The following is an 11,415-nucleotide window of genomic DNA, read 5'->3' on the forward strand; positions in this document are numbered from 1 at the left end:
TGGTTCGGGGGCTGGCCCCCGAGTCAGTGACGGGACGGGTAGGGGCGGCGGGGGCGAAAAACCCCGTGGGGGTCGGCCGACGGGAAACAGTTCCCGTCGGCCAACCCCACACGGTCAAGCCAAGCCGCAGGCGTTACGCGCGCGGCTTCTCCCGCATCTCGTACGTCGCGATGACGTCGTCGATCTTGATGTCGTTGAAGTTGCCGAGGTTGATACCGCCCTCGAACCCTTCGCGGATCTCGGTGACATCGTCCTTGAAGCGACGCAGACCGGAGATGTTGAGGCTCTCCGCGATGACCTTGCCATCGCGCAGCAACCGCGCCTTGGTGTTGCGCTTGACCTCGCCGGAGCGAACAAGCACACCGGCGATGTTGCCCAGCTTGGACGAGCGGAAGACCTCGCGGATCTCCGCCGTACCGAGCTCGACCTCTTCGTACTCCGGCTTGAGCATGCCCTTGAGGGCCGCTTCGATCTCCTCGATGGCCTGGTAGATCACCGAGTAGTAGCGGACGTCGACGCCCTCGCGCTCCGCCATCTGCGCCGCGCGGCCCGCAGCGCGGACGTTGAAGCCGATGACGATCGCGTCGGATCCGGTCGCCAGGTCGATGTCCGACTCGGTGACCGCACCCACACCGCGGTGCAGGACACGGATGTCGACCTCTTCACCGACGTCGAGCTGGAGCAGCGAGGACTCGAGAGCCTCCACCGAACCGGACGCGTCGCCCTTGATGATGAGGTTGAGTTCCTGCACCAGACCGGCCTTGAGGGCCTCGTCCAGGTTCTCCAGGGAGAACCGGACTCCGCGCCGGGCGAAGTTGGCGTTGCGCTCACGCGCCGCGCGCTTCTCGGCGATCTGGCGGGCCGTGCGGTCCTCGTCGACGACGAGGAAGTTGTCGCCGGCGCCCGGGACGTTGGTGAGACCGAGGACGAGGACCGGGGTCGAGGGACCCGCCTCTTCCACGTTCTCGCCCTTGTCGTCGAGCATCGCGCGGACACGGCCGTACGCGTCGCCGACCACCATGGTGTCGCCGACCCGCAGGGTGCCTCGCTGGACCAGGACGGTCGCCACGGCACCACGGCCGCGGTCGAGGTGGGACTCGATCGCAATACCCTGCGCGTCCTGCTCCGGGTTGGCCCGCAGGTCGAGCGAGGCGTCCGCGGTGAGGACCACGGCCTCCAGCAGGCTCTCGATGTTGAGGCCCTGCTTGGCGGAGATGTCGACGAACATCGTGTCGCCGCCGTACTCCTCGGCCACCAGACCGAACTCGGTGAGCTGACCGCGCACCTTGGTCGGGTCGGCACCCTCGACGTCGATCTTGTTGACCGCGACCACGATCGGCACACCGGCCGCCTTGGCGTGGTTCAGCGCCTCGATCGTCTGGGGCATCACACCGTCGTTGGCCGCCACCACGAGGATCGCGATGTCGGTCGACTTCGCACCACGTGCACGCATGGCGGTGAACGCCTCGTGACCCGGGGTGTCGATGAAGGTGATGCGACGCTCTTCTTCGTTGACGACGGTCGCGACCTGGTAGGCACCGATGTGCTGGGTGATGCCACCGGCCTCGCCCGCGACGACGTTCGTCTTGCGGATGGTGTCGAGAAGGCGGGTCTTACCGTGGTCGACGTGACCCATGACGGTCACGACCGGCGGACGCGCGACGAGGAACTCCTCGCCACCCTCGTCCTCGCCGAACTCGATGTCGAAGGACTCGAGAAGCTCGCGGTCCTCCTCCTCGGGGCTGACGATCTCAAGGACGAAGTTCATCTCGTCCGCGAGGAGCTTCAGCGTCTCGTCCGAGACGGACTGCGTGGCAGTGACCATCTCGCCGAGGTTCATCATCACGCCGACGAGCGACGCCGGGTTGGCGCCGATCTTCTCGGCGAAGTCGGTGAGCGAGGCACCGCGCGACAGGCGGACGGACTGTCCGTTGCCGCGAGGCAGCATGACGCCGCCGACCGACGGGGCCTGCATGGCCTCGTACTCCTGGCGCCTCTGCCGCTTCGACTTGCGACCGCGACGCGCGGGACCACCGGGACGGCCGAAGGCGCCCTGTGTGCCACCACGGCCACCGGGACCACCGGGACGACCACCGAAGCCGGGACGGCCACCGCCGCCGCCACCGGGACCACCCGGACGGCCGGCGAAACCGCCGCCACCGCCACCGGGACCACCGGGACGACCCGCGAAGCCACCGCCGCCGCCACCGGGACCACCGGGACGGCCTGCGAAGCCGCCGCCACCGGGACGACCGCCACCGGCACCGCCACCGGGACGACCTCCGCCGCCGGGACCGCGGCCACCGGGGCCACCGCCGCCGGGACGCGGGCCGGCAGCCGGACGCTGCGGCATCATGCCGGGGTTGGGACGGTTTCCGCCGGGACCGCCACCGGGACGCGGAGCGCCACCGGGACCGCCCTGCGGACGGGGCATGCCGCCCGGAGTCGGACGGGCACCGCCGGGACCGCCACCGGGACGCGGGGCGCCGCCGGGGCCGCCCTGCGGACGGGGACCACGGTCCTGGCCCGCGCCCTGGGGACGCGGAGCGCCGCCCGGAGCACCGGAACCACCGGGTCCGCCGGGGCCGGGACGTGCGCCGCCCGGACGGGGCGTCTGCGGACGTGCCATGCCGGTGGAGCCACCGGAGGTGAACGGGTTGTTGCCGGGACGCGGTCCTGCGGGACGACCGCCGGGACGCGTGCCCTGGCCGCCGGGACGCGGGGCGCCCTGACGGTCACCGCGGTCGCCGCCGCGCTCGGGACGCTCGCCACGGCCCTGGCCGGGACCGCCCTGGCCGCCCTGTGCGGGGCCTGCCGGACGGACACCGGGCTTCGGGGCGCCGGGACGCGCACCGCTCGGACGCGGGTTCGCGGCCGGGGCGGGAGTCACCGGAGCCGCGGGCGGCGCCGTGAACTCGGGGGCGGCCGGAGCCGGGGACGCCGGGACGGGCTTCGGCGCGGGCTTGGGGCCCGGCGTCGGACGCGTACCGGAGGCCGGGGCGGCGGGAGCCGCCGGGGCCGTGGTGTCCGCGGGCTTCTCCGCGGCGGCCGGCTTCGGGGCCGGCGGGCGCGGGGCGGCCGGACCCGGACGGGCGGCCTGGGCCGGGCCGGGCCTGGCGGGCGCGGCCTTGCGGGGGGCGGGCTTGCCGCCGCCGTTGCCCTGCTGGAGGGCGTCGGTCAGTTTGCGTACTACGGGCGCCTCGATCGTCGAGGACGCCGAACGGACGAATTCACCGAGTTCTTGGAGCTTGGCCATGACGACCTTGCTCTCCACCCCGAACTCCTTGGCGAGTTCGTATACCCGGACCTTAGCCACTTCGCTCCTTTTAGGTCCGGGTTGCGTCCGGACCGTCGCTACTTCATGGGCGTACTCATCGCGTGCTCATCGAGTGCTCATCGCAATCTCGACCTACTTCCAACTCGCGGGGTACCAGGGCCGCACGGGGATCCGTGCGACACGTCTTACGGTGTTGCCTGCTCAGCAACTGTCTGCCGCTCGACGTACAGGCGCAACGCCTTTGTGTCGAGCTGACCCGGGGCACGCAGCGCCCGTGGGAACGCCCGGCGGCGGACCGCCAGGTCCAGACAGACCAGGGCGGGGTGTACATACGCACCCCGGCCGGGCAGCGTACCGCGAGGATCGGGGACGCATTCGCCCTCGGCCGCCACAGCACGCAGCAGATCGGTCTTGGCCGCTCGCTCCCGGCACCCCACACAGGTGCGTTCAGGGCATGCTCGGGCATGCGTCCGGCCAGACACTGTTAAGTCTACCTCCCTGCACCGACCTCACCCCTTTGGGGCAAGTATCGAACAGTTGCCGCGCATAAAACTGTCGTGAAACCGCCGTGATCCAAACCACTCGCGGCTCGGGTCTATTCCCGGGTCACTCCCCGGACCGGCCCTCGCGCCGCTCGTCCCGGCGATCGTCACGCCGGTATTCGCGGCGCTCGTCGGGCCGGTCACCGCCGTCCTCGCCGGTCTGCTCGGTGTCGGGGCGGATGTCGATGCGCCAGCCGGTCAGCCGGGCGGCGAGGCGGGCGTTCTGGCCCTCCTTGCCGATCGCCAGCGACAGCTGGTAGTCGGGGACGGTCACGCGCGCGGACCGGGCCGCGAGGTCGACGACCTCGACCTTGGAGACCCGGGCCGGGGAGAGCGCGTTGCCCACCATGTCCGCGGGGTCGTCCGACCAGTCGACGATGTCGATCTTCTCGCCGTTCAGCTCGGCCATCACGTTGCGCACCCGGCCGCCCATCGGGCCGATGCAGGCGCCCTTGGCGTTGAGCCCCGACCGGGTGGACCGGACGGCGATCTTCGTGCGGTGGCCGGCCTCGCGGGCGATGGCGGCGATCTCGACGGACCCGTCGGCGATCTCCGGCACCTCCAGCGCGAAGAGCTTCTTGACCAGGTTCGGGTGCGTGCGGGAGAGCGTCACGGACGGACCGCGGACTCCCTTCGCCACGCGGACGACGTACGACCGCAGCCGCATGCCGTGCTGGTACGACTCACCGGGGACCTGCTCCTGCACCGGCAGGATGGCCTCCAGCTTGCCGATGTCGACGAGCACGTTCTTCGGGTCGCGGCCCTGCTGGACGACACCGGTGACGATGTCGCCCTCCCGGCCCGCGTACTCGCCGAGCGTCGCGTCGTCCTCCGCGTCCCGCAGACGCTGCAGGATGACCTGCTTGGCGGTGGTGGCGGCGATCCGGCCGAAGTCCGACGGGGTGTCGTCGAACTCGCGTGCCTCCTGCCCCTCCTCCAGGTCGGCGGGGTCCTCCTTCGCCCACACGGTCACATGGCCGGTCTCCCGGTCGAGCTTCACGCGCGCGTGACGGCGGCTTCCCTCGGTGCGGTGGTAGGCGATGAGGAGGGCCGACTCGATCGCTTCGACCAGCAGGTCGAAGGAGATCTCCTTCTCCCGTACCAGGCCCCGCAGGGCACTCATGTCGATGTCCACGGCTACGCCTCCTCCTCTTCCATGTCCTTCTCGTCCTTCTTGTCCTTGCGGTTGAACTCGACCTGGACGCGCGCCTTGGCGATGTCCTCGAAGGCGAGCCGCCTGGCGGTGGGCTTGCGCCCCTTCACGCCGGGCACCTCCACGTCCACGCCCTCGTCGTCGACCGTGATGATCCGCGCGATCAGCTCGTCGCTGTCGCCCAGCTGGAACTTCACGAGTCGGCCGGTGGCCCGTACGTAGTGACGGTGTTCCTTCAGCTCGCGCTCGGCGCCGGGGGTTCCCACCTCAAGGGTGTACTCGCCCTGGCCCATGGCGTCGGTCTCGTCGAGCTTCGCCGAGAGCGCGCGGCTCACATCGGCGATCGCGTCGAGGTCGGCTCCTTCGTCGGAGTCGACGACGACACGCAGCACACGCTTACGGCCCACCGAGTCCACTTCGATCTCTTCGAGGTCGAGTCCCTGCGAGCTGACGAGCGGTTCCAGGAGCTCTCGCAGCCTCTCGCTCTGGGTGGTGCTCATCCGGGTGACTCCTCGGCCGCGTGTGCTGTTGTGGGTAGGTCGCGTGTCAGGTCAAAGGGTATCCGGTCCCAAGGGGTGTTGCCGTCCACCGTGTCCCGCCCGACGACGGGGCGGCGCCGCTGGTGGGCCCCGGGGCGGTACGCGGGTACCGTGATCAAGGGTCTGCCGCCCATTTCGTTCGTACGAGCCCTGACGAGGACGTCTGCCGTGCCGTTCACCCTGCCGTCGCGCACCCCCTCGGGACCGCGCCGAAGGAGCCTGCTCGCCGGGGCCGCCGGAGCCGCCGCCGGTTCCGCGCTGCTCGTCGGCTGCTCCGGCTCCGACTCCGCCTCCGGGACCACCAGCGGGAGTTCGTCCGCCGCCGCGCGGGCACGCGCGCGTGCGGCCCGCGACAGCGAACAGCTCGCGCGGCGGTACGAGGCCGTGCTCGCCGCGCATCCCGCGCTGGACGCCCGGCTGTCACCGCTGCTCGCTGAGGTCGTGCGGCACGCCGAGGCGTTCGGGGGCGGCAAGCGGGCGAAGCCCTCCACCGGCGCTTCCGCGAGCGCTTCACCCACCGCGTCTTCCCCCTCCGCCTCCGGCTCCCCCGAGGTGCCGGTCATGGAGAAGGATGCCCGCGGTGAACTCGCCGCGGCCGAGCGCGCGTTGGCGGACCGGCGGATGAAGGCCCTGGCGGACGTGCCGGGAGAGCTGGCCCGGCTGCTCGCCTCGGTGGCGGCGGCCGGCGCGGCGCACGCGTTCCTGCTGACGGAGGACAAGAAGTGAGCGGTTCCGGCAGGACTGGAGCGAGCGGGGCCCGGACGAGGGCAGCCGCGAAGGCGTCGGCGGAGCTGACGGCCGCGCAGGCCGCGCTCGCCGCCGAGCACGCCGCCGTGTACGGCTACGGGGTCGTGGGCGCCCGTATCGGCGAGGCACGGCAAACCGAGGCACGGGCCGCCTACGACGCGCACCGCGCCCGCCGTGACGAGCTGGCCCGCACGGTGCGCGACCTCGGCGGCAGGCCCGGACCGGCGGCGGCGGCCTACGAGCTGCCCTTCACCGTCCCGGACGCGGAGTCCGCCCTGCGGCTCGCCGCCGAGCTGGAGGACCGCGTGGCCGGGGTGTACTCCGACCTCGTCCGGGCCGCCGGGGGCGACCGGCGGCAGGCCGCGGCACAGGCCCTGCGGGACGCAGCGGTGCGCGCGGTGCGCTGGCGCGGCGAGAGCGTAGCCTTCCCTGGTCTCGCCGAGCGGTCGGCCACCGCCACCACGTCGGCGACACCGACCTCGTCACGTACGACGGGACAGCCGTAGCAGGACACCCGTACCGGGAAGGGAACTACTCGCGCATGGCTTTCGAACCGCCGGGGCGTCTGGTCAGGGCGCTCGGCGAGGCGGCACCGGGTGGTGACGACTGGCTGGCGAAGCTGCCCGAGGCGGCCGAGCGGGCGGTCGCGCTACGCGGGTCGACCGTGGAGCGTGTGCAGGTTCCCGGCGGGCGCGGCAGTCTGGTGATCCTGGTCCGGCTGGCGGACGGCACCCCCGCCGTACTGAAGCTGGCACCGGCCAGGGCCCGCCCGGAGAGCGAGCGCGCCGCGCTGGCGCACTGGGACGGCCTGGGCGCGGTACGTCTTCTGGAGCCGGCCGGTGCCGAGGGCGTACTGCTGCTTGAGCGGCTGCATCCCGATGTGTCGGTGCGGTCGCTGCCGGAGGCGAAGTCGATGCTGGAGGCGACCGGGACGCTGCGCCGGCTCTGGGTCGAGCCGCCTTCGGACCATGTCTTCGAGACGGTGGCCGAGCGAACCGGACGGCAGGCCGACGCGATGCGGGCGGGCGCCGACGCGGAGGCGGTGCCGCTGGTCGACGCGGCCCTCGCGGTCCGTGAGGAACTGCTGGCGTCGCCGCCGCGGGCACACCTGCTGCACGGCACCTTCCGCCAGAGCAAGGTCCTGGCCGGCGAACGCAGTCCCTGGCTGGCCGTCGGGCCCGACCCGGTGGTCGGCGAGTGCGCCTTCGACCTGGCCCGGCTGGTCCGCGACCGGGTCGAGGACCTGATCGCCTCGCCGTCCGGGGGCTCCACCACCCGCCGGCGGATCAAGCGGCTCGCGGAGTCCCTGGACCTGGACCAGGAACGGCTGCGCGGCTGGACGCTGTTCCGGGCCGTGGAGTCGGGCGTACGGGCCCGGCGGGTGGGCCGGCCGCGGGACGCCGAACTGCTGCTGGAGTTCGCGGCGTGGCTCTAGGGCCTGTCTGACAATTCCCGTCGTCGCCCGGCAGGCGGGAATTGTCAGACAGGCCCTAGGCCCGGGGGGCCGCCCGCTCAGGGACGGCCCCGCCCTGCGGACTACTTCGCCGTGAGGCGGGTGATCGCCTCGTCCACGGACAGCTCCTCGCGCTCGCCGGTGCGGCGGTCCTTCAGCTCCAGGACGCCCTCGGCCGAACGCCGGCCGGCCACCAGGATCTTCGGTACGCCGATGAGTTCCGCGTCGGTGAACTTCACACCGGGCGAGACACCCGCGCGGTCGTCCACGAGCACCCGTACGCCCGCCGCGCCCAGCTTCTCCGAGACGTCGAGCGCCAGCTCGGTCTGGAGGGCCTTGCCCGCCGCGACGACGTGGACGTCGGCCGGGGCGATCTCGGCGGGCCAGACCAGGCCCTGCTCGTCGGCGTGCTGCTCGGCGAGCGCCGCCACCGCGCGCGAGACACCGATGCCGTACGAGCCCATGGTGACGCGGACCGGCTTGCCCTGCTTGCCGAGCACGTCGAGCTGGAGGGCGTCGGCGTACTTGCGGCCGAGCTGGAAGATGTGGCCGATCTCGATGGCGCGGTCCAGCTTGAGGCCGGTGCCGCAGGCGGGGCAGGGGTCGCCCTCGCGCACGACGACCACGTCCACGTACTCGTCGACCTCGAAGTCACGGCCCGCGACGACGTTCTTCGCGTGCACGCCGTCCTGGTTGGCGCCGGTGATCCAGGCGGTGCCGGGGGCCACACGCGGGTCGGCGAGGTAGCGGACCTTCTCCAGGCCCTGCGGGCCCACATAGCCGCGTACGAGGTCGGCGCGGCCGGTGAAGTCCTCGGCCGTGACCAGCTCGACGGGGGCGGGGGCGAAGTGCGCCTCCACCTTGCCCAGGTCGACCTCGCGGTCGCCGGGGACGCCGACGGCCACGATCTCGCCGGCCACCTTGACCAGCAGGTTCTTCAGCGTGGCGGAGGCGGGGACCTCCAGGTACGCGGCGAGCGTCTCGATGGTCGGGGTCTCGGGGGTGGGGATCTCCTCCAAAGCGGGGACCCCGGCCGCGTCGACGGGCTTCAGCGCGTAGGTGACCGCCTCGGTGTTGGCGGCGTAGTCGCAGTTCGGGCAGTCGGCGAAGGTGTCCTCGCCGGCCGCGGCCGGGGCGAGGAACTCCTCGGACTTGGAGCCGCCCATGGCGCCCGCGGTGGCGGCGCAGATGCGGTAGTCGAGGCCGAGACGCGCGAAGATCTTCTGGTACGCGGCGCGGTGCAGGGCGTACGACTCGGCGAGGCCCTCGTCCTCCGTGTCGAAGGAGTACGAGTCCTTCATCAGGAACTCGCGGCCGCGCAGGATGCCGGCGCGGGGGCGGGCCTCGTCGCGGTACTTGTTCTGGATCTGGTAGAGGATGACGGGCAGGTCCTTGTAGGACGTGCACTGGTCCTTGACCAGGAGGGTGAAGATCTCCTCGTGGGTCGGGCCGAGGAGGTAGTCGCCGCCCTTGCGGTCGTTGAGGCGGAACAGCTCGGGGCCGTACTCCTCCCAGCGGCCGGTCGCCTCGTAGGGCTCCTTCGGCAGCAGGGCGGGGAGGGTGACCTCCTGGGCGCCGATGGCGTCCATCTCCTCGCGGACGACCCGCTCGACGTTGGCCAGCACCTTCTTGCCCAGCGGCAGCCAGGACCACAGGCCGGCGGCGGTCCGGCGGACGTAACCGGCGCGCACCAGGAGCTTGTGGCTGAGCACCTCGGCGTCCGCCGGGTCGTCACGCAGTGTCTTGACCATCAAACGGGACATGCGCTGGACCTGGGCCATGGTTCTCGACTCCTGCTGCGTAAGGGTGGTGCTTGGAGGTTAGCCGGGGGGCCGCCGTCGCCGGAAATCCGTTTCGGCGACAGAGGTGGCGGACGGGGGTCCGGTGAGGGGCCCGGCGGAGGGGTCCGTCAGCGGCGTCTGAGGGGCAGCGGGGCGCCCATCACCACGTACGGCTTCGGTGCGCTGGGGAACAGGACCCGGACGACCAGGTCCTCGTAACCGAGCGAGCGGTACAGGCCGCGGGCCGGGCTCTCCTTGTCGATCGCGGAGAGGATCGAGCGCGGTTCGGCGGCGCTGTCCGTGATCGTGGTGATCAGGGCGCGGCCGACCCCGCGGTTCTGGAAGTCCGGGTGGACGTGCAGTTCGGTGATCACGAAGGAGTCGTCCAGCCAGCCGTCGTGTCCCCGCCCGCGCAGATAGGGCTCGACGACGGTGGACCACCAGTGCGCGCGGTCGTTGGGCATGCCGTAGACGAAGCCGGCGAGGCGTCCGTCGGCGGTGGTCGCGCCGAGCGCGCGGGCGCCGGGGAAGGTGAGGTGCCGGAGGACGATCTGGCGTCGTACGGCGATCTCGTCCGCGCCGAGCCCGAAGGCCACGGCCTGGACGTTCAGCGCCTCGTCGATACGGGCGGCCAGGTCCAGGGGGCCGATGACGATGTCGTCGGGGGTGTGGGGGCCCTGACCGGGCTGACCGGGGAAGCGCAGCATGACCCGGAGACTACCTGGGGGTCTCCACCGCGTGGGCTGCGCCCGGCTCTGGTTGGTCGGGGTCGGGCCGGATGTGGCTGGTCGGGGCGGGCCCGGATGTGGCCGGTCGCGCAGTTCCCCGCGCCCCTGGACGGGGCTGCGCCCCTCCAGGGGCCGGGCGGCGCTCAGAACAGGACGCTCATGAAGGCGCCTATTTCCTGGAAGCCCGTTCTGCGGTAGGTGGCTCGGGCCGCGGTGTTGTAGTCGTTGACGTAGAGGCTGACCAGGGGGGCCACGTCCGCGAGGGCGTAGCGCAGGACCGCCGCCATGCCGGGGGCCGCGTAGCCCTGGCCGCGGTACTCGGGGGCGACCCAGACGCCCTGGATCTGGCAGGCCTGGTGGGTCGCGGCGCCGATCTCCGCCTTGAAGACGACCCGGCCGTCGCGGTCGACGCGGGCGAACGAGCGCCCGGAGCCGACGAGTTCGGCGACCCGCGCCTGGTAGAGCAGGCCTCCGTCGCCCGCGAGCGGGGAGACGCCGACCTCCTCCGTGAACATCGCCACGCACGCCGGCATGATCGTCTCCATCTCGTCCTTGCGGATGCGACGGACGTACGGGTCCGGGGCGATGCCGGCGGGGAGCCGGTCGGCGACCATCAGGGGCTGGTGCGGCCTGACCTCACGGGCGGGGCCCCAGTTCGGTTCGAGCAGGCGCCAGAGCTGGGCGGTGGCGTCGGAGGGGCCGACGATGGAGGAGCAGCGGCGGCCCGCCCTGCGGGCGCGGTCCGCGAAGGCGCGTACGGCGCGGGGGGTGGCGCAGATCGGGACGAGGTTGGCGCCCGCGTAGCAGAGGGACGTGAGCATGCCGTCCTCGTACCAGCCCCACATCTCGCCGCCGAGGCGCCAGGGGTCCAGGCCGGCGACCTGGACGCGGGAGGTCACGAAGGCGTTCGCCACCGGCTCGCGGTCGAGGACGGCGAGCGCGGCGTCCAGGTCGCTCGGTTCGAGGACTCTGGTGGTCGTCTGCGTCAACACGTGCGGGGCCTTCACCATCAGGTCTGCTGATCTCCGCACTGTACCTGGCGAATATGTGGCGTGCCGACCGATGGGGTGGGTGGGGTTTGCCTCGCCCCCGCCGCCCCTGCCCTTCCCGTCACTGCATGGGGCTGCGCCCCTCACCCCCTTTGTCCTCAAACGCCGGACGGGCTGGAGAACCAGCCCGTCCGGCGTTTGAGGAC

Annotated in this window: 10 protein-coding genes; 3 read left to right on the forward strand and 7 right to left on the reverse strand. The window is 72.2% G+C overall.

What is annotated here, in order from left to right; genetic code table 11:
- Positions 1 to 133: 133 nt before the first annotated feature.
- From infB to rimP, 4 genes are all read right to left on the reverse strand, one after another.
- The gene (gene infB, locus ACFVH5_RS41470) at positions 134 to 3,316 is read right to left on the reverse strand and encodes a translation initiation factor IF-2 (protein WP_384816276.1); all 3,183 of its coding nucleotides are present in this window, start codon (positions 3,314 to 3,316) and stop codon (positions 134 to 136) included.
- Positions 3,317 to 3,462: 146 nt separating this feature from the next.
- Positions 3,463 to 3,759: a YlxR family protein gene (locus ACFVH5_RS41475; protein ID WP_189775353.1), complete on the reverse strand. Its 297-nt coding sequence runs from the start codon at positions 3,757 to 3,759 to the stop codon at positions 3,463 to 3,465.
- A gap of 124 nt (positions 3,760 to 3,883) precedes the next feature.
- Positions 3,884 to 4,954 (reverse strand): transcription termination factor NusA, encoded by a 1,071-nt coding sequence (gene nusA, locus ACFVH5_RS41480; protein WP_384816280.1) that lies wholly within the window; start codon positions 4,952 to 4,954, stop codon positions 3,884 to 3,886.
- 2 nt (positions 4,955 to 4,956) lie between these two features.
- Positions 4,957 to 5,472 (reverse strand): ribosome maturation factor RimP, encoded by a 516-nt coding sequence (rimP, locus tag ACFVH5_RS41485; RefSeq protein WP_107021740.1) that lies wholly within the window; start codon positions 5,470 to 5,472, stop codon positions 4,957 to 4,959.
- Between the two features lie 207 nt (positions 5,473 to 5,679).
- Here rimP and ACFVH5_RS41490 point away from each other — a divergent pair, with 207 nt between their 5' ends.
- From ACFVH5_RS41490 to ACFVH5_RS41500, 3 genes are read left to right on the forward strand one after another with little or no spacing between them, the layout of a single operon-like run.
- Positions 5,680 to 6,237 carry a hypothetical protein gene (locus ACFVH5_RS41490; protein ID WP_385838862.1) on the forward strand — a complete coding sequence of 186 codons (558 nt, stop codon included), beginning with the start codon at positions 5,680 to 5,682 and terminating at the stop codon, positions 6,235 to 6,237.
- Positions 6,234 to 6,764, forward strand: coding sequence for a ferritin-like domain-containing protein (locus tag ACFVH5_RS41495; RefSeq protein ID WP_385838863.1), 531 nt, complete (start codon positions 6,234 to 6,236; stop codon positions 6,762 to 6,764). The genes ACFVH5_RS41490 and ACFVH5_RS41495 overlap by 4 nt, the downstream gene beginning before the upstream one ends.
- Positions 6,765 to 6,799: 35 nt before the next feature.
- On the forward strand, positions 6,800 to 7,693 hold the full coding sequence (locus ACFVH5_RS41500) for an aminoglycoside phosphotransferase family protein (RefSeq protein ID WP_385838865.1): 894 nt from the start codon (positions 6,800 to 6,802) through the stop codon (positions 7,691 to 7,693).
- 101 nt (positions 7,694 to 7,794) lie between these two features.
- Here the strand turns inward: ACFVH5_RS41500 and ACFVH5_RS41505 are convergent, their stop codons facing one another.
- The 3 genes from ACFVH5_RS41505 to ACFVH5_RS41515 form a co-directional block, all read right to left on the reverse strand.
- Positions 7,795 to 9,492 (reverse strand): proline--tRNA ligase, encoded by a 1,698-nt coding sequence (locus ACFVH5_RS41505; protein ID WP_385838866.1) that lies wholly within the window; start codon positions 9,490 to 9,492, stop codon positions 7,795 to 7,797.
- Between the two features lie 128 nt (positions 9,493 to 9,620).
- Entirely contained in the window at positions 9,621 to 10,199 is a 579-nt protein-coding gene (locus tag ACFVH5_RS41510) for a GNAT family N-acetyltransferase (protein WP_385838867.1), read from the reverse strand.
- 164 nt (positions 10,200 to 10,363) lie between these two features.
- On the reverse strand, positions 10,364 to 11,212 hold the full coding sequence (locus tag ACFVH5_RS41515; RefSeq protein WP_385838868.1) for a GNAT family N-acetyltransferase: 849 nt from the start codon (positions 11,210 to 11,212) through the stop codon (positions 10,364 to 10,366).
- Positions 11,213 to 11,415: the final 203 nt, after the last annotated feature.

The organism is Streptomyces sp. NPDC127119 (assembly GCF_042677425.1).
Classification (GTDB): Bacteria; Actinomycetota; Actinomycetes; order Streptomycetales; family Streptomycetaceae; genus Streptomyces.

Excerpts from the sequence above, each read along its gene's own strand:
- rimP (WP_107021740.1), bottom strand. The coding sequence starts at position 5,472 with ATGAGCACCACCCAGAGCGAGAGGCTGCGAGAGCTCCTGGAACCGCTC.
- ACFVH5_RS41505 (WP_385838866.1), bottom strand. The coding sequence starts at position 9,492 with ATGGCCCAGGTCCAGCGCATGTCCCGTTTGATGGTCAAGACACTGCGT.
- ACFVH5_RS41500 (WP_385838865.1), top strand. The coding sequence starts at position 6,800 with ATGGCTTTCGAACCGCCGGGGCGTCTGGTCAGGGCGCTCGGCGAGGCG.
- ACFVH5_RS41510 (WP_385838867.1), bottom strand. The coding sequence starts at position 10,199 with ATGCTGCGCTTCCCCGGTCAGCCCGGTCAGGGCCCCCACACCCCCGAC.